This is a genomic window from Flavobacterium sp. GQ95 (assembly GCF_059758655.1).
Map to the genome: position 1 here is coordinate 525560 of NZ_JCAXEB010000002.1, position 26380 is coordinate 551939.

The following is a 26380-nucleotide window of genomic DNA, read 5'->3' on the forward strand; positions in this document are numbered from 1 at the left end:
TATAAAATACCTGCTAAATAATAAAATAAGAAATGAAAATAAATCGTAAGGCTCTCATTTTTTTCGGAATAGCATTATTTGCCATTAATAATAATGCTCAAAGTCAGCTTCATCAATACGTAGATCCCATGATCGGATCAGAAGGAGTTGGAAGGGTTTTTATTGGCCCTTCGTGTCCTTACGGAATGGTAAAGCCAAGTCCTGATTGTACTGTAAGCCCAAATAGCGGCTGGCTGCCATTGCCAAAAGAAGTTACAGGATTTAGTCAGGTTCATGTTAGTGGTACCGGTGGAGGCCCTAAATACGGAAATATTCAGATCATGCCTTTTTCCGGAACTTTGGATAAGTTAGATCAGACTTCATACAGGGAAGAAGAAAATGTAAAGCTTGGATATTATGAAACTATTTTCAAAGGGAATAATATTAAAACCGAAATAACAACTGCAGAAAAAGCAGCCTTTTATCGCATTACCTATCCTAAAGATGCCTCTAAAGATTTAAAAATTGATCCCGGTTTTTTCCTGGGAGAAGGACCAAAACCAGACGGAAGAGAAGAACAGCAATTTGTTGGTTCTCAAATAGAAATTGTTTCAGATACTGAAGTTCGCGGCTATAGCAGAATTAGGGGCGGATGGAACAACGGACGTGCGTATACCGTTTATTTTTGGGCTGTTTTTGATCAGCCAATTGCAAAATATGTAACGTGGAAAGATGGGAAATTTTACAGCAATCAAAAAGCTCAGTTTGATTCCGGAAAAAAAACGGCAGCATTGCTTTCGTTTGGTAAAGATGGAAAGCAGGAAGTAAACATTAAAATTGGAATTTCTTTTTTAAGTGAATTAAAAGCAAAAAATAATATCGAAGTAGAAATTCCACATTGGAATTTTAATACCGTTTTAGTGGAATTAGAAACTAAATGGGAACAATTATTAAGCCGTATTAAACTTTCAGAAGATACTTCAGATTCCTATAAAAAAATGTTTTATACAGGTTTGTATCATACCATGATTATGCCTGTCGACAGAACGGGAGAAAATCCATTATGGACCAATGACGAACCCTATTATGATGATTTTTATTGTATTTGGGATACTTTCAGGAGTTCAAGTCCACTAATTACCTTAATAGATTCACAACGTCAGGTCGAAATCGTAAATGCCTTATTAAATATATACAAACGTGAAGGTTATTTGCCGGAAGGAAGAAGCGGTAATGATAATGGGCGTACACAAGGAGGTTCCAATGCTTCTGTTGTGCTGGCTGATGCCTATGTAAAAAATCTAAAAGGAATAGATTATGAATTGGCTTTGCAGGCCATGCTTAAAGATGCCACTGTACCACCCGGAGGAAATGAAGAAAAAGAGGGCAGAGGCGGATTAATGGATTATCTGCGATTAGGATATGTACCTTATGGTATTGATCGTGCCGGAAACAGAACTATTGATTATTCGTATAACGATTATAATATTGCAACTGTAGCCAAAGGTTTGAATCATCAGGATCTTTATAACCAATACATAAAACAAGCCGACAGTTGGCAAAATTTATGGCGTTCAGATTATCAAAATAATGGTTCGACCGGATTTATCATGCCAAAAGATGCCTCTGGAAAATGGCTGGATGATGTGGTTTTTGGGGAATCAAAAATTCAGAAACCAACATTCAAATATACACCGGTTATTATTGAATCTCCTTGGTATGTATGTCATTGGTGCGTATTTTTTTACGAAGGCAATTCCTGGGAATATTCTTTAAGTATTCCGCATGATGTTCCGGAACTTGTTCGCAAATCAGGAGGAGAAGCTGCTTTTAAAAACAGACTCGATACTTTTTTTGATAGTAAGTTATACAATGTAGCAAACGAGCCGTCATTTTTAACGCCTTGTCTCTATCACTGGATCGGGAAACCTTATTTGAGCAGTGATAGAATTCGAACCATTATAAAAGAGAATTTCAATACTTCGCACGAAGGTCTTCCGGGGAATGATGATTCTGGTGCAATGTCTTCATGGCTGGCGTTCCATATGATGGGATTGTATCCTAATGCCGGTCAGCCGTATTATTTATTGAATACACCATTGATCACCGAAACGACCATACAATTAGGAAACGGAAAGCATTTTAAGATCTCTGCAAAAAAAATGAGTGATAAAAATAAATATATCAAATCGGCTTTGTTAGATGGAAAACCGTATAACAAAGCCTGGATTTTGCACGATGATATTGCTAAAGGTGGCGAATTGATTTTCGAAATGGATTCAAAACCTTCGGCTTGGGGAACAACTATTTTACCACCAACAAAATAAAAATCCAGCAGATGAAAAATACAATTTTAACTCTTATTTTGTGTGCAATGTGTCAGGTAGGAATAGCACAAAACTATATTCCGTCCATTAAAAACAATACCGTATTACATTATATCTGTAAACTGCACGGTCAGACCAGAACTTTAACCCTGACCACAAAAATAGCAACAGATAAACTTATTTTGGATTTAGATACAAGAGGTGTAAAAAGCAGTATTGTAACCACAGCCGAAGGATTGAAAAACGGAAATGAATTAAGTTTTAACCAGGGAGAATATGCACCTGTTCTGAACCTGAAACCTACAGAAACTTTTTTTATGATTTCACAGTCGGCTTATAAGGATTTATTAAAAAACAAGAAGTTTATTTACAACAATACAACCTATGTATTAGATGAAAATACAACTACTAACAGTGTTGATCTGGAAGGGAAATTATTGGATACCTTTCATGTAGTCGCCCAAATTGATGAAACAGAAATGTGGATCGTAAAAAATCCGACTTATCCTTTAATCTGTAAAATAACCAAAAATCCATTAGGAATAAATTTCACATTAGTAAAAATTGTGGAAGGAGAAAAATAAATATTTTGTTAGTTTTCTGATTGACCTGACGGGTTTTTTAAATCTGTCAGGTTTTTGTTGAATCTCAAAAGTTTTGAATGTAGATCTATTAGTTAGGTTAGATTGAATAAAAAGATACAGTATGAAAAATCAAATCAGCCGTGGCGAATTTATCAGGTTATCCGGACTGACATTGGCGGGAGCATTAGTTAGTGATATTATTTTTGCAAATGATCTGTTAGTAAATAATACTACTTCACAGGAAGATATTCAATTAATGAAAAAGCTCATTTTAAGTAATGATGCCAAAGTTAAAACGATATTGAATAATCCTTTAGATCCCAATATAAAACTCAGTAGTTTTCGATTCATAGCAAATAATATTTTAGTTTTAACGGCTTCGCTATGTAATTCCGGATCAGAATATTATAAATCTAAAATTGTAGTAGAAAGACTGAACCAATTCACCGATATTCTGCTTAAGGAACAATATGAAGATGGTACATTAGATGCAGGCGGCAACAGACAATCACCTCCTGACACAGCTTTTATACTGGAATATATTTGTCCGGCAGCAGCAATTTTAAATGCAGATAAAAAAACAGATACAGCAGTATTAAGAGATAAACTGAAAAAATTCATTTTAAATGCCGGCAAAGCCATGGTAACTGGCGGTGTACACACTCCAAATCACAGGTGGGTAGTTTGCGCTGCTTTGGCCAGTATAAACGATCTGTATCCCGATCCAGCTTACGTAAAAAGAATTGACGAATGGCTGGCAGAAGGTATTGACTGTAACGAAGACGGGCATTATTCTGAAAGAAGCGGTATTTATTCTGCCGTAATTGATAAAGCTTTAATTACAGTTGGCAGACTATTAAACAGGCCAAAATTACTTGATATTGTCTCTAAAAACCTAACAACCTATTTTTATCACACAGAACCAAACGGTGATTTAATTACACTGGATTCCAGAAGACAGGATCAGTTCATGAATCTAAAAGTTACTAAGTTTTATCTTCAGTACAGGTTTATGGCGATTTATACCAATAATGCCATGTTTGCCTATATGGTAAATACTATTGAAAATCTGCCGGAATTTAATACTGATATTTTATCAGATTCATTGGGGTTTTTTATGGAAAGCAATACGCTAAGAAAGCCAATTCCTGTTGAAGGGAAAGGGATAAATGATTTCGAAAAGTTTTTTGCAGTTTCAAATCTGGCAAGAATCAAACGGGGCAAAACCACTGTAACTCTTTTTGGCGGTAATGACCAGCCAGTACAGATTGTTTCCGGAAGATCTTCAAATCCTAATTTTCTAACTTACAGAAAAGGAAATGCCATTTTGAAATACATGCGCTTGTCAACTTCCTTTTTTAGAATGGGATATTTTAGCAGTGAAGGGATCGTTAAAGAAGGAAATAAATATATTTTGACAGAAACAAAAGAAGCAGATTACTACCAGCCTTTAGCAGAAAAATTTCGCAAATCAGATGGAGATTATACATTATCTGAATCACCGGATACAAGATTTTGGAACAAAATGGAATTTGGTTCAAGAACAAAGAGCAATGTTAAAAAACAGAAAACAGTAATAGAAATCACCGAAGAAAATGGAGCATTAAGTTTAGATTTTAAAGTAGATGGCCCTCCAAATGTTGAGGTGACTATTGAAATGTGCTTTAATGAAGGAAGTACTATTACCGGAACAATACAAGACGATAAAAAGAATTATTTCCTTAAATCCGGATTTGGAGAACTAGCTACTGCAGGCGATGCAATACAATTTGGCCCTGGAAAATGCGAACATTTTAATGTAGAAAATCTCGATAGTGAAGAGTACACCTATCATCAGGGAAGTCTGCGAACAAATGGAGAACATGTTTATTTAACAGGATTTACACCATTTCATCACAAAATGACGATATCTTAATGATAAAATTTTTGTGTATTGTTAAAAGGTTAGTTTAAATTTACGGAAATTAAACTTAACTATTAATACCTTAAATTATGAAATTATCATTTATCGCCTCTTTGCTGTTTTGTTTTACCTGTTTGGCACAAAATAATACTGATACAAGTTTGTATATGAAGTCTGATAAAATTACTTATTTGACAGATATTGGCTCAGAAACAGGAGATTTATATAAAACTATTGGACACCACGGACCGGCAATTGAGAACGAATGGATGGCGTTGCGAATCTATTTTAGTGATAAAGTGGCTATCGACGTTTATTCGAAAGCAAAACCAGGCTTAGAATTAAGAAAAGCAAATTGGTACCCAACGGCAGAGCAACAAAAAGAAGGTTGGGGAGCAGATTATTATAAAGTAGCATCAACTGTTGGTTTAGGCGGTGTAAAACTTTGGGATGGGGAAAAAGTAGTTCCCTTGAATCCGGTAACCAATCGTTTGGCACGCGTTGGAAAAACAGACACCACTTCATGGATGGAAATGATTTCTAAAGGAGTTCCTTACAAAGGAAAAAAAGTAGATATTTTAGTGCGTGTAACTGTATTTTCAGGAAAAAGAGAAGCACAGGTAGAGGCTGTTTCTTTAAGCGGAGAGAAAGTACAATTTGTTACAGGAGTAAATTATTTTAAAGATTTCGAAACAAAAAAAGGTGCTAACTATATCGCTGTATGGGGGAAACATCCTGAAGATGTAGCGGCAGAGATTGTACCAATTGGCGCCGCAATCATGTATAATCCTAAAGATTATGTAAAAAATACAGATGACGGAACTCAATATTTATTGATTTCAAAACCAACTAAAACGTTACAAACAAAAATTATATCTTCAAGTGCAAGAGAAGAAGAAATAAATACTTTAGATAAATTAGAAGCTTACATTAAATAAGCTGGCTAGAAACAATTTAATTACATGCTTAGAATATCGGTTTTAATAGCGCTCTTACTTTTTTTATATGCCTGTAAACCAAAACAGGTCGTTACGAAAGATGTTCAGATTGCTTTTATAGCCGATGTTCATTTGCAGGATATCTTTGCAAAATTTGAAGACAATACTTATCAGGGCACAAAAAATCCGGTAACGGGTGAATATGCTAATATCAGAACGATGAATGCGCAATTGCATTCCACCAGAATTTTCAACGAGAATTATTTTGCCTTTATAGAGGCATTGAATGATATTTCAAAAAGGGGAATTAAACAAGTTGTACTTCCAGGTGATTTTAGCGATGACGGACAGCCAGTTCATGTCAGAGGGTTAAGAAAAATTCTGGATCAATATTCAAAAGAAAAAGGCATGTCATTTTTTGTAACCACAGGAAATCATGATGCTGTCAAACCCTTTGCACAAGAAGCTGCCAAAACAGATTTTCTGGGAAAAGACGGAAAAGAGCAAATTATCAGCAGCTCGCAAACCAATTTTAAGAAAGAAGAAAATGCATTAGAACCTGTTATCACAGCCGATATAAAAAATTGGGGATACAAAGAAACCATGCAGGAAATGGCTGCTTTCGGATTTTTTCCACAAAAGAAGTATGTGTATTGGGAAACCCCTTTTTCAAATTATAATTATGACAATTATTCTTTAGAGAAAGCACTGACTGAATCTGCATTAGAAAAAAGAATTTACACCATTAAAAACACTAATTTATCGCTTCCTGATGCGAGTTATGTAGTTGAACCCATCAAAGGAATCTGGCTTTTGGCAATAGACGCTAATGTTTATGTTCCCAATAAAAAACTGTCGGGCCTGCCAGATAATCCTAATGATTTTTCGGGAGCCAGTATTGGTTATAACAATATGTTTCTTTACAAAAGTCATTTAATAGACTGGGTAAGGAAAGTTGCAGAAGAAGCCAGACAAAAAGGAAAAATATTGATAGCTTTTAGTCATTATCCCATGGTTGATTTTAATGATGATGCCTCACCAGAATTAAAATTACTGTTTGGAGCTGATAAAATGCAATTGTCCAGAGTTCCAACTGAAGAAATAGCCCAGACATTTGCTGACGCAGGTATTCAGATTCATTTTGGCGGTCACATGCACATTAACGATACGGGAGTACGTACCACACCAAAAGGCAATACACTTTTTAATATTCAGACACCGTCTTTGGCAGCCTATATGCCGGCTTATAAAATTTTGACCATTCACTCTGATTCAGATTTCGAGGTAGAAACTGTTGTCGTTGGTACTGTTCCGAAATTTAATAGTTTATTTCCTTTTTATGAAGAGGAATATGCCCATTTACAAAAGATAAAAAACGCTACCATTTGGAACAAAGAGATTTTAAAAGCCAAAGATTATAAGGAGTTTACAGAATGGCATTTAAAAGAACTGGTACGTCTTCGGTTTTTGCCTGAAGATTTTCCGGCTGCTTTTTTAACATCAATTCTAAATCTTTCCGGCAGTAATTTAGCGTATAGTAATAAAAGTACATCAGAAGTTGATGCTGCATTAGAATCGAACGGACTAAAAAAAGAAGATCTTGATTCATGGACCGGTTTTGATATGATTTTTGATTTTTACAGATTAAAAAATGCCGATGAATTAGCTATTCCTGAAATAGGACGCAGCAGATTAAAACAATATGAAATTGTTTGTGCGGCATTAGAAAAAGCAAATGATGAGAAGTTGGTTTTATGGGCAAAAATATTTTTGAAAACTATCAAAAGTGAGCCTGCAGATCATTTTAGAATTGACTTAAGAAATAATAAAATTGATAGAATAAATCCTTAAGAGTAATAACTATTAATAAAACTGTAAATTGCAGTATATGAGACAGAACCCTTACATTATTTTTCTTTGTTTAATCGTATTTTATTATTCGCATTCGCAGAATATAAAATTTACGCATTATAATGACAATAATGGATTGTCTCATAATTCTGTACGACATATTGTGCAGGATAAAAAAGGTTTTTTGTGGTTTGGAACTTTTTCAGGATTGAATCGTTTTGACGGCTATCAATTTAAAAATTATATGAGTTATTCATCTGGTACGAATAAATTGTATAATGATGATATAACAGCATTGGAATTGGATGAAGATTCCAATAATTTATGGATAGGAACCAGAAAAGGCCTGACACTTTTTAAATTGGATACTCAGGTTTTTACCACTTTTTTTTCCAAAAAAGACGATCCTAATAGTTTGCCGGAAGAAGAGATCCGATCCGTTTATGTTGATAAATTTAAAAGAGTCTGGGTAGGTACCAAAACTAAGGGCGTTTATCTGTTTTATTTAAAGGGAAACCGATTTGAAAAGATTCCGATCAGGGGTTTTGATTATGTAAAAGAAATTTTTGAAGATAAAAAAGGAAATATCTGGATAGGTAGTTATGAAAAGGGATCTGTGGCAAAAATTACCATGGACGCAAAAGGTGCTATTGTAAGAATTAATGATTATACGCTTTCGGTTCCTAATTCTAATGCGAAGAATCCGTACGTTAATTTTATTTATGAAGATGCAAAATCGGATATTTTTATAGGAACGCGCCAAGGGCTGTATAAATTAGATAAAAAAAACGATCAATTTGTAAACTTATATATTGAAGACAAGGAAATTAGAGGGAGTTTAGGCCCATATTTTTTGTCAGTTGCCCGGGCTCAGGACGGTAAATATTGGGTGGGTACTTTAGGAGGATTACTGGTGTGCAAGAATTTGGAAGATATTCAAAAAGGAAATTACAAATGGTATTATTCCATATTATCAGAAGACACATCTATCGTTGATAATTTAATTTCTGCATTATATTTTGACGCATCCGGAGTACTATGGATAGGAACAGAGGACGGACTGGATAAATTTGATCCATACGAAAATCAGTTTATACTCAATAAAGACATATCTCATCATATAGGCAATCAGGCTCCGCGTATAAGAGGTTTTGCGAGAACATTTGATGAAAAAGTTATTGTAGCAACCAGTCATAGCGGACTTTTTATATCTAATGACAAAGGTTTTAAGCCATTGTACAATAATGACAGGGATATCGCCAGTATTTATTCGGAGGACGGAAAGGTCTTTTATTGCGGTCTTTGGAATGGTAATCTGATGGTATATAATTATGTAACTAATTCTTCGAAAGAAATTCCCCTTGGCTTTGAGTCCTCTGCAGTATTTGCTTTTTGCAAAATTGGACCACAAACCATGATGGTAGGTTCTTTTGGAGAAGGGGCTGTCATTATAAACACAAATACCTTACAAGTTGAGACTTCCAAAGGTAAATTATTACCTGGTTTTCAGGTTAATGCTATAGAAAAAGATACTAAAAATAATATTTGGTTTGCAACAGAAACGGGTGTAGTGAGATACAACAATACATCAGGAAAAATAGAAACCTATAAGTCACTTTCCAAAAAAGAAAATGGTGCTCCATACGATGATAACGTAAGTGATGTTATGATCGATAAAAAAGGGAAAATATGGGCTTCAACGCGTTATGGACTATGCCTTTATGAACCTTCAAAAAACAGTTTTAAAACAATTTCACATTTTAAGGAGCTCTCCGGAAAATGGGTTACGGATATGTTATCTGATACCAATGGGAATTTATGGTTAAACATAAACAATAATAGTATTGCATGGGTAAACGCTAATCTAAAAGAGATTAATATCTATCACGTAAGCAGTGGTAACAGACTGGATGTTTTTAGTTCAAGCGGTTTTTTTAATTTTAATAATTCTAATATTTATTTGGGTGGTAAAAACGGTGTTATCACTTTTTCTCCAAATGCAATGAAGAGAAATAAGTGGTCGCCGGAACCTGTGATAACCGAATTTAAAATTCAGAATGAGGAGGTATTTCCCAACATGGAAATAAACGGTCAAGTTCCGCTGTTGCAGGATTTGAATTACGGTAAAAAAGCAGAACTCAATTATAAAAACCGAAATTTTTCGTTACAGTTTTCGACACCTTCATTTGTAAACGAAAAGCTAAATAAGTTTCAATACATGCTCGAAGGGTTTGACAAACATTGGATTACTGCCAACAGTAACTCCAGAATTGTTCAGTATACCAACCTGTATCCGGGCAAGTATGTTTTTAAAATAAAATCGTGCAATAGTGATGGAAACTGGAGCAAAGAAGTATCCTACCAAATTAGAATTCTTCCTCCTTTTTGGTTAACCCCGACTTCATTTATCCTGTTTATATTACTATTAGCATGTATTTTTTATTTTATCAGAAAAGAAATAAAAAACCGCATCCGACTAAAACAAGAACTGCTGACAGAAAAAGTAAACAGGGAGCATGACATCAAACTCAACAATGAAAAATTACGTTTTTTTACCAATATCTCACATGAGCTAAGAACGCCGTTGACGCTTATTTTGGGCCCTGCCAAACAATTATTAGACGAAAACAATAGTAACGCCACCGAATATGAAAAAAGCCGTTACAATCTAATTTATCAAAATGCAAGCAGATTGCTGAATCTGGTCAATCAGGTACTCGATTTTAGGAAAGCGCAGTCTGGCGAATTAAAACTTAAAGTTTCAAAAACAGATATTCTGGCCTATTCAAAGAACATCTTCGATTCTTATAAAGAGTTGGCTTACAACAAGAAAATTAAATTAAATTTTACATCTGGAGTTGATACTATTACAGGCTGGATAGACAATGATAAATACGATAAGATTCTTTATAATCTGTTGTCTAATGCCTTGAAATTCACCAATAAATACGGAAATGTAGATTTGTTTATTAATCTTAAAGAAGGTCCGGAAGATCTTCTGGTTATAGAGGTTACTGACGATGGTATTGGAATTCCTCTAAAAAGTCAGGAAAAAATCTTTAAACGATTCTATCAGGCCTCCAACAGTAAAGCAAATAATACAGGTTCCGGTATTGGTTTATCATTGGTAAAATCTCTTGTAGCCATTCATAAAGGAACTATAACGGTAGAAAGTACACCTGGCAAAGGCAGTACCTTTAGAGTTGAAATTCCAATACAGCGAAGTTCTTATGATACTAAAGAAGTGTTTGAATATGCTTTGAAAAATGATAACCTAAGTATGCTTATTCCTGAAAAAGCAGCCAAAAAAATTATTCAGAATACAGATTTAAAAGAAAAAATACTGGTTATTGAAGACAATATTGAACTTAGAAAATACTTAGTCGATTATCTGTCTGATTACTATAAAGTTTACGATGCCGAAAATGGAGAAGAAGGCTTGAAAATATGCAGGCAAATAAAACCAATTTTGTGTGTTGCAGATGTCATGATGCCGGTTATGGACGGATTAGAATTTTGTCGACAATTAAAAAGTGATGAATTTATCAGTCATATTCCTGTGGTTCTTTTAACCGCACTTGCCGAAAACACAGATAAAGTGAAAGGATATGACATGGGAGCCGATAGTTATTTAGTCAAACCTTTTGAACCATTACTTTTAAAAACAGTAATCGAAAATATTATTAAATCGCGTTTAGAGCTAAAAGTAAAATTCTCTGGCGAAATAGAAAGTAAAATAAGTTTGCTAACTCATTCTCCAATCGATGAAGAGTTTATGGAAAAAATTACGGCTTTGATTAATGATAATCTGAGTGAAGAAGATTTATCAACAGAATTTCTTTGTGATAAATTGGGCGTTAGCTCGTCTAAGTTATACAGGAAAATAAAGGAATTGACTGATTTGGCCCCAAACGAGTTTATCAGAACAATTCGTTTAAAAAAATCAGCAGAGCTTTTAAAAACCAAAAAATATAACGTTTCTGAAGTAACCAGTTTGGTAGGCTTTAATGATCCTTTATATTTCAGCAGATGTTTCAAAAAACAGTTTGGTTTCCCTCCAAGCAAACTGATCAATTAAAATTGGTTTAAATCCCAATTTTTAAATTCCAAATTCCAATTGCGCTCTGAATTGGAATTTGGATTTTTTTTATTGGAATTTTTCCATTGGGATTTGTAATTTTTTTATTGGAATTTATCACGAAGTCTCGGGATTTGAATATTTAAATTAAAAGTATAATTCTTACTTTAGCCAAATCTAAATTTAACCTATGGAGAGTTTTATACTTTTTGCATTAATTGTTTGTGTAGTTGTATTGTTTAATAATTTATCTAAATTAAAAACAGAAAATGAAGAGTTAGATTCTCTTTATCGAAAAAATAAAGATAATTACAACTCTTTGAAAAAAGAAATTGATGAAATCAAAAGACAAATCACCCAACCTGAGTTTGTCGCCACGAATACAGTTTCAAAAATTGATGCCATTGAAATAGTTCCGGAACAAAAGCAAGATGTTTCTCCTGAAATCATTCCTATTCTCCCATCTATTATTGAAGATTCTTCTCAAAGTGAAACAAATACAATTAGTGAAGAGTCTCTTGAAAAAATTGCTTTGAGTTTCGACAAGCCGGCTATTGCTGTAACTGATAAAAAAGAAAGCATTACTGCAATAAAAATACCTGAGCCCTTAGAAAATGTTGAAATAAAACAAACGAGTGAAGTAGAAGTACAGTCGGAACCTCAAATTCACGAAGAAGAAATTTATGTAGAAAGTGCTTTTTCTATTCTGATAAAAAAACTGGAACAGCAATTTGCCGAAAATTGGACGGGGATTTTGGGAACAGCCATTATGGTATTGGGAATTGGTTATTTAAGCATTTATACCGCAATGAAAGTTTCGCCAATGTTCCGAATTTTAATTCTTTGGCTTTATGCCGGAATTTTAGCCGGTTCCTATTTTTTTCTGGCGAAAAAAGAAAAATGGCTTAAAACGGGGCTTTGGCTTCGTAGTGCCGGAGCAAGTTTGTTTTTGTTTGGCTGTTTTGGCGCTTCACAAATTCCAGCGCTCACTTTTATACATAATATTCCGCTCGCTTATTCCCTCATCGGAATTGGAATTGCAATCAATTTGTATGTTGGTTATATAATAAAACAGCAGACTTTTTTATCGCTGCATGTAATATTGAGTATCCTGATTTTATGTGTAATTCCTGAAAAACTCTTGATTACTTTTTTATTGGCGTCGTTAACGGCAACAGCAGGAATCGTTTTATCCTATAAAGAAAAATGGGAATATCATCTATTGATTGTTATTTCGGCTTTTATAGTATTTGATATTTGGTTTACACAGGGAACAAACATTTTAACTCCATCTCAAAATATTTTTGCTATAATTGGTATTATTTTGGTTTCGGTAAGTTGCATGTATATGCAATACCGCAGCATTTATGCAAATACTCGTTTTGACAGAATTGCTTTTGTAACCCATTTAATCAATTGGATTTTATTTGCTTTAGGATTAATTTTACATTCAACAGGAAGCAAAATCAAAATCTTCGTTTTATTTACCGCGGCAATTCTTTGCCTTTTTGCAGCTATTTTTGCCAGAAAGAAAAAGATTTTTTGGCTGTATCATCTGGACGGGATGGTATCATTTATACTCTTTGCTTTAAGCATCATTATGCTCAATGATTGGAAAGTAGGTTTTGATAGTATTGCATGCGGATTGTACCTTTTAGTGATCACTTGTTTGTTTGTCGTTTATAAAAACAAAGAAATTCTCCTGCATAAAATATTTTTAGGTATCAATCATGTTTTGTGTTTACTTGTTTTCCTCTTTTTTGTTGTACATATAAATCCGTCTTACGATCAAATCAACATTACCAACACTTTTACGACATTGATTGTTATGCTATTTATAACATTAGTAGTTCCTGTTTTTTGTGTTATAAAAAAAGAATTTTTAGAAATTGATTCTTTTATAATAAAAAAAGATTTGAGTTTAAACGGAGTTTTCTCAATACTGTTTTCAATATTGTTTTTTGTAAGCTGGTATCATACCATCGTTATTTCATTTTATTTTCCGCTTTTATTTATCGCTTTATTGTGGTGCTCTTTACGATTTAAATTCAAAACAAATACTTTTGATTTCGGGAGATTTACATTTTTCATCATCACAATTGTCGCAGGATTAATGTTAATTCTCACCGATCCAAAATCTAACTTAGATCTTGTTTTAGCTTTAGGAATCATTACCGTAATAACCTTTAACTGGTTTGTGAAAGTATTTTATAATGATGACTCCATAATCAAAACCTTTGGAATCATTGGTATAAACGCTTTATTGGTTTCGCTTACTTATAAATACTTAGCCTCTTATGATATTATCCAAATTTTCGCATGGTTTGGTATTGCTTTACTAAATCATGAATTTTTATGGATTCAATTCAAACGAAAAGCACTTACCACCGAAAATCAGATCTTGCTTTACGGTTTTTGCCTTGTTTTTTCTTTATTTGGAAGCGGCTTATTTGCATACAATACCCGATTTTTAAATACTGCCGAAATTGGATTAATCGCCATCGGACTTTCTATAATCGAGACTTATATTTTATTTGCAGATAAAATCAGAAATAAATCAAATGATGTTATTTCCGGTTGGGGAAAATTCAACATATTAAATTCTGAATTCATTCTTTTTAACGCGCTTGTTTTTGGTTTTTCTTGTATCCAAATAAACTATATTCCGGTTTATTTAGGAAGTTTAGCATTAATTACTTTTTTCATTTTTCAAAAAACAGAAAGAATCAAACGCTACAATTTCTACTCTTTCGCATTATTAATGGGGTCTATAGTTCTAAGTATTTATTTAGCTATTTACGAAGCAGATACAGTGAATCAATATATACTTTATGGCACACAAGCTGTATGTATTTTATTATCTGTTTTGTATAGTTATTTGCAAGTGAAAAGCACAAAAGAAGCGAGTAAAATGTTTATTTCAATTTTGCCTGTTAATCAAAACTTATGGATAATCGCTTTATTGTTTATCCAGGTAAAATTAGTTTACCTGGCACCGTTGTTTATGCTTTTGGCTATCCTGAATTTTGCTCTTATTTTATACAAAAAAATGCAACTAGCTCCGGAATCGGTATTAGTTATCGGACTTTTATCTATTTTGACATCTGTTTTTTACAGCATCAGAGAGCTTAATAGTTTTACTTTGTCAGCTTGGGTTTTACAGCTTTCAAGTATTGTTTTATTGATTGTTTTAGCACTTCTGATAAACAAAAAAGAATTCATAAAATCATTAAAAATAGATTATCAAATTTTCATAAATATTTGGCTTTCTATTATTATGTTTTCGCAATTAGAACACAAATGGCTTCCCGTATTCTGGGCTGTAACGGCGATAGTAAACCTATGTCTTTATTATAAAAAGATTGGGAATAAAAAGGAAATCAGTATTGTATATTATTTACTGGCAAATTTTCATTTAGCTTTTATTAGTTTCACCTATTACGAATCTAAATTTGAATTTGTTTATCTCATCATATTTGCACTATTGGCATTGTATATTTTTATTATTTATAGATATATCGAAGATTTTAAATTCAGAAATAGTATCATTATTTATCCTGCCACTTTTAGCATCGGATTGTTTTTGTATCTCTCGTTCGATAAAGGAATCTTAACGTTCTTCTGGATTTTAGAATCTCTGGGATTGCTAATACTCGGAATTATCCTGAAAGAAAAATACTTCCGTTACGTTTCGCTTTCTTTAGTAGGTATTTGCGTAATCCGACTCATGTTTTTCGATTTGTCAAATGCAGATTTCCTCATTAGAGCGTTGGTTCTATTGGGTGTTGGAGTAGTACTTTTAGTAATGAATACGTTATTCAAAAAATACAAAGAGAGATTCGATTAAAAAGGAAGGTTATTAATATCAGCTTCCATCTATTTCCACAAGGCGAAATCAAACTCCAATTTTGAAAATTCCAAATTCCAATTACTTCTGAAGTTGGAGTTTGGAATTTTTTTATTGGAATTTATTTTAACAATCATTTGTTATAAAAATCACATTAATTTAAAATCTATCCATGTTTTTGATGTATTAGTCCATTCTGTTTTCTGAAGGTAATTTTATTTTTGTATGAAACAATAAAATTAAATCTTATGAAAAAGCCAATTGACACTGACAATCCGCTGAACAATCTGGATGAATGGGAAGACGATTTGTTAATACGATATCCAGACCCATCTGAACCTGTAAAAGAAAAAGAAGAGTTTAGAAATTATGTCGATTCAGAAAGAGTAGAAACTGTCAAGGAGTTTTATAGAATAAACCATACCTATCAAACGTATGACTTTGTTTGCAGTAAAGAAGATGAATTTTTGCAGTTCAATAAAAAAGAAATGTCGATTTGGGAAGCTGTTGATTTCTTAAATACACTTGTAGACGACAGTGATCCGGATATTGATTTGGATCAGACACAACATCTTCTGCAAACTTCAGAAGCCATCAGGGCAGACGGTCACCCGGACTGGTTTGTACTGACGGGTTTTATACATGATCTTGGAAAAATTTTATGCTTGTTTGGCGAACCGCAATGGGCGGTTGTTGGGGACACTTTTCCGGTAGGATGTTCTTATTCTGATAAGATTGTTTATCCTGAATTTTTCAAAGAAAATCCGGATTATACAGATGAAAGATTCAATACGAAATTAGGTGTTTATACTCAAAATTGCGGATTGGATAAAGTAAAAATGAGCTGGGGACATGATGAATATTTATATCAAATCATGAAAGATTATCTTCCTGATCCAGCTTTATATATGATTAGATACCATTCTTTCTATTCACAACACAAGGAAAATGCCTATGCACATTTGATGAATGAAAAAGATATAGAAATGTTTGACTGGGTTCGAAAATTTAATCCATATGACTTATATACAAAAGCACCGGTTAAACCAGATGTTAAAGCATTGTTGCCTTATTACAAGGAATTAGTTGCTAAATATTTACCGGAGAAAATGAAGTTTTAAGCAAACTTCGTTATTTCAACTTTTTCTTCTTCATAATTTGAAGATTTAAACTACTAACTAAATGCAGAAAATCAAAACCACAATACTTTTACTAACTCTTTTTGTAATTACGACTGTTTTAGGACAGGAAAATAAGGACAGAAACGATTGGGAAAATCCTGAAGTTTTTCAAATTAACAGAGAACCCGCACGAGCAGCATTTCTTCCGTATGCAGATGAACCTTCAGCTATAAGCGATAAATATGAAAACTCGCCTTGGTATTTTTCCTTAAACGGTAAATGGAAATTTTCCTGGTCGCCAACACCGGATCAGCGTCCGAAAGATTTTTATAAACAGGATTTCAGTACTTTACATTGGAAAGAACTACAAGTTCCTTCTAACTGGGAATTAAATGGTTACGGTATTCCAATTTATACCAATATTACGTATCCTTTTGAGAGAAACCCTCCTTTTATTAATCATTGGGATAATCCTGTCGGTTCTTATAAAAAAGATTTTGTTCTGCCAGAGAACTGGGATAACCGTCATGTATTTCTTCACTTTGAAGCAGGAACAGCTGCAATGTACATTTGGGTAAACGGACAAAAGGTAGGTTATACTGAAAATACTAAAAGTCCGGCAGAATTTGATATTACGAAATATTTAAAAGCGGGAAATAATACTTTGGCAGTCGAAGTGTACCGATGGAGTGATGGTTCGTATTTGGAAGATCAGGATATGTGGAGACTTTCAGGTATTGACAGAAGCGTTTATTTATACAGTACTAATGACATTCGGATTGCCGATTTTTTCGCAAAACCTGATTTGGATTCCAATTACAAAAACGGAAGTTTAAATGTAGCTATTACTTTAAAAAACCTAAGTTCTGCAGCAATCAATAATCAAAAAGTAGAAGCTAAATTAGTTGACGCGTCGGGCAAAAATATTTTCACCAAAATAGTACAAGTAAATTCTGAGGCCAATAAAATCCAGACCATCAGTTTTTCTCAAAATGTATCCAGTCCAAAATTATGGAGCAGTGAAACGCCTAATTTATATTCACTGGTACTGTCGTTAAAAAATGAAAAAGGCAGCATAATTGAAACAGTTGCGACCCAAATCGGATTCAGAAAAGTAGAACTCAAAGGAGGACAATTACTGGTAAACGGAGTCAGATTAATGGTTCATGGTGTAAACATTCACGAACATAATCCGGTTACAGGACATTTTCAGGATGAAGCCACCATGATGAAAGATATTAAGATGATGAAACAGCTGAATATCAATTCGGTTCGCTGCAGTCATTATCCGAATAATGTTTTATGGGTAAAACTTTGCAATAAATATGGTTTGTTTCTTGTAGATGAAGCCAATATCGAAAGTCATGGAATGGGAGTAGAGGGACAGCCTCTTATTTATATGAATCCAAAAACTAATCCTGGTCATCTTCCGGAATGGAGAGAAGCACATCTGGACAGAATTTATAGTCTTGTTGAAAGAGATAAAAATGCTCCATCGGTAATTCTTTGGTCATTAGGTAATGAAAGTGCCAACGGACCTGTTTTTCACGAAGCTTATAAATGGGTTAAAAAGAGAGACAATACCCGATTGGTTCAGTTTGAACAAGCAAAAGAAAACGAAAATACAGATATTGTCTGCCCTATGTATCCTACAATTGCCTATATGAAAGAATATGCGGCCCGTAAAGAAGTCGCCCGCCCGTATATTATGTGTGAGTATTCGCATGCCATGGGAAACAGCAGCGGTAATTTTCAGGAATATTGGGACATTATTCGCGGAAGCAAAAATATGCAGGGTGGTTTTATTTGGGACTGGGTAGATCAGGGTTTTGAAAGAGAAGATGAAGCCGGACGCAAATATTGGGCTTATGGCGGCGATATGGGAAGTCAGAATTATCTAAATGATGAAAATTTCTGTCATAACGGATTAGTGTATGCCGACAGAACACCGCATCCGGGTGCCTTTGAAGTAAAAAAAGTATATCAGGATATTTTGTTTGAAGCCGTTGATGTCAAAAACGGAGTCATTGAAATTATAAACGATTTTGGATTTACCAATTTAAGTCAGTACAATTTTAAATATGAGGTTTTAGAAAACGGAAAAATTATAAAAGAAGGAACAATTAATGTTGCTTTAAATCCAAAATCAAAAAAACAGTTTACACTTGATTTACCAAAATTACAATCAAAAGATGGGACAGAATATTTGTTGAATGTTTTTGCTTATACAAAAACAGGATCAGAGTTATTGCCTCAGAATTTTGAAATTGCCAAAGAACAGTTTGTAATTAATGATGGAGCCTATTTTGCACAATCAAAAAAGGCAAATGCTGCTAAAATTCAGGATGAAAAAGACCAGTTTGTATTGACTTCGGACAATGTTATTGTGAAAATAAGTAAGTCAACAGGATTAATTTCCTATTACAGTTCAAAAGGCGAGGAGCAGTTTAAGCAATATCCGGAACCCAATTTTTGGAGAGCACCAACTGATAATGATATTGGAAATAAAATGCAGATCAGAACGAATGTATGGAGAACAGCAGGTAAGAACACTACTTTAGAAAGCATTCAGGAAACGGAGAAAGACGGAAAAAAATATGTGATTGCCAAATTAAGACTGAATGATGTTGCTTCGGAGTATACAATCCAATATTCGCTAGAAAATGATGATGCTTTAGAAATACAGGCTTCTTATAAAAAAGGGACTAATCCGGTACCGGAAATGCCTCGTTTCGGAATGATTTTCGTCTTAAAAGACAGCTATGAAAATCTGGATTATTACGGAAGAGGACCATTAGAAAATTATCCGGATAGAAATACCGCATCTCTTAAAGGAATTTACGAGAGCAAAGTTGCAGATCAATATGTTCCGTACACACGTCCGCAGGAAAACGGATATAAAACAGATGTTCGCTGGTTTAAACTTTCAAATAATACCGGAAATGGTTTGGAAATTAAGGGATCACAGTCTTTAGGAATAAGTACTCTGAATAATTATCCGAGTGATTTTGATGGTGGAATAGCCAAGAAAAATATTCACTCCAGTGATATTACACCCCGAAAAGAAGTTGTGGTTTGTGTTGATTTAACACAGCGCGGATTAGGTGGAGACAACAGCTGGGGATTACCTCCGCACGAGCAATATGTATTGTCAAAAAGCGAATACAGCTACGGATTTATTATTAAACCAATAAAATAAGTTTACAGTATTCGGTCTCAGTTTACAGTTTGAGTAAACACTACGACTGTAAACTGCGACTGCAAACTGCGACTGACACTAAAAAACAACTATCAACTAAAAAATAACCACAAAAAAATGACTAACACTACAAACGGAAGATTAATTTCTTTGGATGTGCTTCGCGGATTTGTTATGTTTTGGATTATGAGCGGTGAACATATTATACATGCTCTGGCAAAGGCTGCACCAATTCCTGTTTTTATCTGGATGTCGTCTCAATTGCATCACGCAGAGTGGAATGGTATTACATTTTATGACATGATATTTCCGGTATTTCTATTTGTTGCCGGAATTTCAATGCCGTTTTCTTTTGAAAAGAAAATGAGCCTCGCAGGCGTAAAAACACCAAATGAATTACCATCAAAAGAAAAACAAAAAATATACTTATCGATGTTACGAAGAACCTGCATTTTATTGGTTCTGGGTTTTGTTGTAAACGGATTATTAAGGTTTGATGGTTTCGACCAAACCCGTTTTGCCAGTGTTCTTGGCCGTATTGGGCTTGCCTGGTTTTTTGCAGGTCTTATTTATTTAAATTTTAATCTGAAACAGCAGCTTATATGGTTTGCAGCTATTTTGACAGGTTATTATTTAGCAATGAAATTAATTCCAGTTCCGGTTTTTGGAGCAGGTGTTTTAACCAAAGCAGGTTCATTAGAAGCATATATAGATCGTTTGTTTTTACCCGGAAGGTTACACAGCAAAGTTTATGATCCGGAAGGATTGTTTTCGACAATACCAGCCATTGCCACAGCTTTGCTCGGTGTGTTTTTAGGTACCTTTTTAAGAGCAAAAAATCACTTTTCGTCAGGTAAAAAACTGACAGTATTGGTTCTTTCGGCACTTATTTTAATAGGTATAGGAATTCTTTGGGATTATGATTTCCCCATTAATAAACATTTGTGGACAAGCTCGTTTGTATGTTTTGTAGGTGGATTTAGTATTTTGTTTTTTACTTTTTTTTATCTGATTATTGATCTTTTAGGATTTCAAAATTGGGCCTTTCCATTGCTGTTAATCGGTTCAAATTCTATTTTGATTTATATGGCAGCTGAAGGTTTAGTAGATTTTAAGCATACAGCCGAATATGTTTTTGGAGGAATTATAAAGTTCCTGCCGCTCATCTGGCAGCCGGTTTTTACTACTTTATCAGTAACGGTCGTGCAGCTCATGCTACTTTATTTTCTCTATAAGAAAAAATGGTTTTTGAAAGTCTAAAAAAACTTTATACAATAGTAAACTATCCAATAATTTAAAAAGAGCACGTGAACAAAAATCAAATTTAAGTTTTAAAAAACTTTAAAAACTTGTTTAGAGATTTCTATCAGTTCTAGACATTTTAAACTGACTAACTAAAAAATAACCACACCATTATGAATGTATTACAAACCGCAGATTATATTGTCTTTCTTATTTATTTTGTAATCGTTTCATCCTATGGAATGTATATTTACAGAAGTAAAAAAAATGCCTCAACCAGTTCCAACGAATATTTTTTAGCCGAAGGATCACTCACCTGGTGGGCCATCGGAGCATCATTGATCGCTTCTAATATTTCGGCAGAACATTTTATCGGGATGAGTGGTTCCGGCTTTGCCATTGGACTGGCGATTGCTTCTTACGAATGGATGTCAGCTGCAACATTAATTGTAGTGGCAATGTTCATTTTACCAGTCTATCTTAAAAACAAGATATTTACAATGCCACAATTTTTGGCAAAAAGATATAATGGTACAGTAAGTACCATAATGGCAATAATCTGGCTGTTGATTTATGTATTTGTAAATCTTACTTCTATTATTTATTTAGGTGCTCTGGCAATTTCATCGATAGCACCTGTTAGTTTTCAATTTTGCGTTATCGGGTTGAGTTTATTCTCTATCATTGTTACTTTGGGAGGAATGAAAGTAATTGGATATACTGATATGTTTCAGGTTATCGTATTGATTTTGGGAGGTTTGGTTACCACTTATTTGTCCCTAACGTTATTATCAGAACAATTTGGATTCGGAAAAGATATTTTAAAAGGACTTTTAGTTTTAAAACAGGAAGCACCGGATCATTTGCACATGATATTAGATAAATCAAGTCCGCATTATACTGAATTACCCGGAATATCAGTACTCGTAGGTGGTATGCTGATCAATAATCTGGCTTATTGGGGTTGTAATCAATATATTGTGCAAAGAGCTTTAGGAGCCGATTTAAAAACAGCCCGAAAAGGAATTTTGTTTGCTGCATTTTTAAAATTATTAGTTCCAATTATTGCGGTTCTACCAGGTATTGCGATGTATGTAATGCACCAAAACGGAATGTTTCAAAAAGAAATGGTCGACGCAGCCGGAGTTTTAAAACCAGATCAGGCGTATCCAACCTTGATGAATTTATTGCCTGCCGGATTAAAAGGGGTAGCATTGGCTGCATTAACAGCAGCAATTGTAGCTTCTCTGGCTGGTAAAGCCAATAGCATCTCGACAATTTTTTCTTTAGATATTTATAAAAAATATTTTAATAAGGAAGCATCTGAAAGAAAATTGGTGCTTACAGGAAGATGGGTCGTAGTAGCCGCCATGTTTATTGCTGCGCTTGTTGCTCCGGCTTTAAAATCATTAGATCAGGCGTATCAGTTTATACAGGAATATGTTGGCTTCTTTTCACCGGGCGTTTTAGCTATTTTTTTACTGGGAATGTTCTGGAAAAAAACAACGGCTTCGGCCGGACTTGCAGGCGCATTGTTTACCGTACCAATTGCAGCAGTATTAAAATTTTTGCCGGTATGGACAAATGGAGCTTTTCCTGATTATCCTTTTTTAGACAGAATGACCATTGCTTTCTTTTTAATTGTGATCATGATGGTACTAATTAGTCTTTTAAAACCTGAACCGAAACTGGAGCATGAGGCACATAAAATAGAAGTAGATACAGCTATGTTCAAAGTATCCTCAGAGTTTATCATTGGATCTTTTATAATCTGCGGAATCTTAGTAGCTTTATATACAGTCTTTTGGTAAGCTTCCTCTGTTAAATTTACAACTAAATAAGATTTAAGTATCTTTAAAAATAGAACTAATGATAAAGAAATCGATAACCTTTATAATTGCTTTTTGTTTTTCGCTGGTAATGACAGCACAAAAAGTATATGATGTTAAAAAGTACGGAGCCAAAGGAGATGGTAAAACCAATGATGCAGCGGCGATTCAAAAAGCAATAGACGCCTGCAGCAAAACGGGTGGACGTGTTTTATTGCCTGCCCCTTTTACCTTTTTGGCAGGACCATTTGATGTAAAATCGGGAATTGATCTGCATGTTGAAGCCGGAGCAAAACTATTGGCAAGCCCGGATGAAAAACTATACACCAAAAGTGCTTTTCGCACGAATCCCGGAGAAGGTACTATCTGGATTGGCGGTGAAAATGTAGAAAATTTCAGCATTAGCGGAAGCGGAAAAATAGATGGAAACGGTATTTCTTTTATGGGAGAAGAACTGGAAGACTCTTATGTTTTAAAACCGTTTACAGTTTTAGACCCAAGACCTCATGTTCTGACTATTATTGGTGGAAAAAACATTAGAATAAGAGATATTCATATTGGGAACTCGGCTTATTGGACGATTCACCTTGTGGGTTGTAATGATGTTGTGATCAGCGGAATTACATTGCTCAACAGTTTAAAAGTCCGCAATAGCGATGGTATTGATTTAGATCATTCAAAAAATGTACGTATTAGCGACTGCTATATCGAAAGCGGGGATGATTGTATTTGCTTAAAAAACAGAAGGGAATTTGAAGAGTTTGGTGCCTGCGAAAACATAACTGTTACCAATTGCACCATGACGAGCAGCAGTTGCGCCATCAAAATAGGTTCAGAAAACATGGATGCTATCAGACAGGTAGTCTTCAATAATTGCATTATTAAAAATAGTAATCGCGCCTTAGGTATTCAAAATCGGGACGAAGGAACGGTGAGTGATGTTATCTTTTCTAACATTATTATTGAAGCCAAACTAACTACTGATACCTGGTGGGGAAAAGCAGAGCCTATTTATGTAACGGCTTTCAGAAGAGCAAAAGGAAATCATAAAGATGCCAACTGGCGTTTTCCAAAAGGTGCCGTTGAAGGGAAGGTAGGTGCTATTAAAAACATCTATTTCAGTAATATTCAGTGTACAGGAGAAAATGGGGTTTATGTAAGTGCTGAATCAAAGGATAAAATAAATAATGTTGTTTTTGATAATGTTAGTATTTTTATAGATAAAACAACCTCACATCAAGGGGGTATCTATGATCGCCGTCCTGCAGATATAGAAGGTTTTGTAAAAGGAAGTACATCAGGATTTTATTTTGATTCGGCAGAAAAAATTAAAATACAAAATTGCTCAGTAGAATGGGGAAAAAACAGACCTGACTATTTCGCTTATGCAGTCGAAAGTAAAAATGTGGATTCACTTATTATTAATAATTTAGAAGGCGAATCGGCTTTTCCGGATAAATTAAAAGCGGTCAAAAAATAATTAATTGGAATGAAAAAGAACAGAAGTACAAAATTTATCATTTGCAGTCTTTTGCTTGGGAGTCTTTTAGCAAATTCTCAAAGCATCAATTTAGATGTGGATGCTTCCAAAACCATCACGAAAATTCAGCCAACCATGTTCGGACTCTTTTTTGAGGACATAAATTTTGCAGCTGATGGCGGATTGTATGCCGAAATGATTAAAAACAGATCTTTTGAATTTGATAAACCTTTGATGGGATGGGAGCAACCCAATACAAAGAGATCTTCTTTGAACAAAGAATCGGGTAGTGCAACCCCAATCGAAATAGCAGCAAACAACACCAATTTTAGCAGAGTTGAAATCAATAATGCTACAGGATATGCCCTAATAAATGAAGGGTTTAGAGGAATGGGAGTTAAAAAAGACGCACGATATAATCTTTCGTTAAAAGCATTAAATCAGGAGGGAAACATTAAAAAAATAATCATTCAACTGATTGATAAAGACCAAAAAGTTATTGGTGAAACAGTTATCACGCCAACCTCTAAAGAATGGAAAACGTATACGTCGCAATTTACAGCAACTCAAACTGAAGCAAAAGCAAAATTAAAAATAACTTTTGAAGGAACCGGAACTATTGATTTAGACATGATTTCGCTTTTTCCGGAGGATACCTGGAAGAACAGAAAAAACGGCTTGCGCAAAGATCTTGTGCAGCTTTTGTATGATATGAAACCAGGATTTTTACGTTTTCCCGGTGGTTGTATTGTTGAAGGAAGAACTTTGGCAGATCGTTACCAATGGAAAAAATCAGTTGGAAATGTGGAAGACAGAAAAACGATGATGAATCGTTGGAATGTAGAATTTGGCCACAAACAAACTCCGGATTATTTTCAAAGTTTTGGATTGGGATTTTATGAATATTTTCAGCTTTCAGAAGATATTGGTGCCACTCCTTTACCTATTTTAAGTTGTGGAATGGCATGCCAGTACAATACGGGGCAATTGGCTCCGCTTGAAGAATTAGATCCTTATGTGCAGGATGCTTTAGACTTAATTGAATTTGCCAATGGTTCAGAAGATACGGCATGGGGTAAAGTTCGCTCAGATATGGGGCATCCAAAACCTTTTGGATTAAAATATATTGGCGTTGGAAATGAGCAATGGGGACCCGATTATATTGACAGATACAAAGTTTTTGAAAAAGCGATAAAGGCAAAATATCCAAATATAATTATTGTCTCAGGAAGCGGACCTTCGCCAGATGGTGAACATTTTGATTATGCCATGCAGGAACTTAAAAAATTAGATGCCGAACTGATAGACGAACATTATTATAAAAGCCCGCAATGGTTTAGAGAAAATGCAGCGCGTTATGATAAATATGACAGAAAAGGCCCGAAGATATTTGCAGGAGAATATGCAGCACAAAGTGTTTCAGGAGCAAATCCAAATAACAGAAACAATTGGGAATGTGCTTTTTCTGAAGCAGCTTTCATGACGGGTCTTGAAAGAAATGCGGATGTGGTTAATTTAACTTCTTATGCACCGTTAATGGCGCATGAAGATGCCTGGCAATGGACACCGGATATGATTTGGTTCAATAATTTACAAGCTTATGGTTCTGCCAATTATTATGTACAAAAGCTATTTTCGACGAATAAAGGAACCGATTTGTTGGCCATTAGCAAAAAAGGAGAACCACTGACAGGACAAAATAATTTGTATGCATCTGCGGTTAAAGATGCGAATACTAAAGAAATAATTATAAAATTGGTCAATACATCTTCTGTAGTACAAGATGTTTCAATTAATTTTAAAGGAACTAAATTAAGTACTGATGGAACTATAATAACGCTTACCAGTCCTGATCTACAAGATGAAAATACTTTTGCTGATCCAAAAAAAATAAGTCCAAAGGAAGCAAAATTTAAATCGGAAAAAGAGAAGGTTAAATTGAAATTAGCTGCCTATTCGGTAAATGTTTTAAAATTAAAGATGAAATAATTTGAAATGAAGC

13 protein-coding genes are annotated in these 26380 nt (G+C 34.3%); all 13 read left to right on the forward strand.

The annotated features are described in order from the left end of the window. The first annotated feature begins 32 nt into the window (after positions 1 to 32). The 13 genes from AC6CH4_RS06900 to AC6CH4_RS06960 all read left to right on the forward strand — a co-directional run bounded on the left by AC6CH4_RS06900 (position 33) and on the right by AC6CH4_RS06960 (position 26367). Positions 33 to 2306, forward strand: coding sequence for a GH92 family glycosyl hydrolase (locus AC6CH4_RS06900; protein ID WP_498101438.1), 2274 nt, complete (start codon positions 33 to 35; stop codon positions 2304 to 2306). Positions 2307 to 2317: 11 nt separating this feature from the next. Then, positions 2318 to 2890, forward strand: a complete 573-nt coding sequence (locus AC6CH4_RS06905) for a hypothetical protein (protein WP_498101440.1) — start codon at positions 2318 to 2320, stop codon at positions 2888 to 2890. Between the two features lie 121 nt (positions 2891 to 3011). Further along, the gene (locus tag AC6CH4_RS06910) at positions 3012 to 4805 is read left to right on the forward strand and encodes a hypothetical protein (RefSeq protein WP_498101442.1); all 1794 of its coding nucleotides are present in this window, start codon (positions 3012 to 3014) and stop codon (positions 4803 to 4805) included. A 77-nt stretch (positions 4806 to 4882) separates the two neighbouring features. Continuing rightward, on the forward strand, positions 4883 to 5731 hold the full coding sequence (locus AC6CH4_RS06915) for a DUF4861 family protein (RefSeq protein ID WP_498101444.1): 849 nt from the start codon (positions 4883 to 4885) through the stop codon (positions 5729 to 5731). A 24-nt stretch (positions 5732 to 5755) separates the two neighbouring features. After that, positions 5756 to 7582 (forward strand): metallophosphoesterase family protein, encoded by a 1827-nt coding sequence (locus AC6CH4_RS06920; RefSeq protein ID WP_498101446.1) that lies wholly within the window; start codon positions 5756 to 5758, stop codon positions 7580 to 7582. 37 nt (positions 7583 to 7619) lie between these two features. After that, entirely contained in the window at positions 7620 to 11660 is a 4041-nt protein-coding gene (locus AC6CH4_RS06925) for a hybrid sensor histidine kinase/response regulator (RefSeq protein WP_498101448.1), read from the forward strand. 190 nt (positions 11661 to 11850) lie between these two features. After that, entirely contained in the window at positions 11851 to 15507 is a 3657-nt protein-coding gene (locus AC6CH4_RS06930) for a hypothetical protein (protein ID WP_498101450.1), read from the forward strand. A gap of 248 nt (positions 15508 to 15755) precedes the next feature. Next, on the forward strand, positions 15756 to 16628 hold the full coding sequence (locus tag AC6CH4_RS06935) for an inositol oxygenase family protein (RefSeq protein WP_192184757.1): 873 nt from the start codon (positions 15756 to 15758) through the stop codon (positions 16626 to 16628). Between the two features lie 61 nt (positions 16629 to 16689). Further along, positions 16690 to 19827, forward strand: a complete 3138-nt coding sequence (gene lacZ, locus AC6CH4_RS06940; RefSeq protein WP_498101452.1) for a beta-galactosidase, LacZ type — start codon at positions 16690 to 16692, stop codon at positions 19825 to 19827. Between the two features lie 117 nt (positions 19828 to 19944). Continuing rightward, on the forward strand, positions 19945 to 21087 hold the full coding sequence (locus AC6CH4_RS06945; protein ID WP_498101454.1) for an acyltransferase family protein: 1143 nt from the start codon (positions 19945 to 19947) through the stop codon (positions 21085 to 21087). Between the two features lie 155 nt (positions 21088 to 21242). Continuing rightward, complete coding sequence (locus AC6CH4_RS06950) at positions 21243 to 22880, forward strand: sodium/sugar symporter (RefSeq protein ID WP_498101456.1); 1638 nt, start codon at positions 21243 to 21245, stop codon at positions 22878 to 22880. 58 nt (positions 22881 to 22938) lie between these two features. Then, entirely contained in the window at positions 22939 to 24378 is a 1440-nt protein-coding gene (locus AC6CH4_RS06955) for a glycoside hydrolase family 28 protein (protein WP_498101458.1), read from the forward strand. Positions 24379 to 24387: 9 nt separating this feature from the next. Beyond that, entirely contained in the window at positions 24388 to 26367 is a 1980-nt protein-coding gene (locus AC6CH4_RS06960; RefSeq protein ID WP_498101460.1) for an alpha-L-arabinofuranosidase family protein, read from the forward strand. Positions 26368 to 26380: the final 13 nt, after the last annotated feature.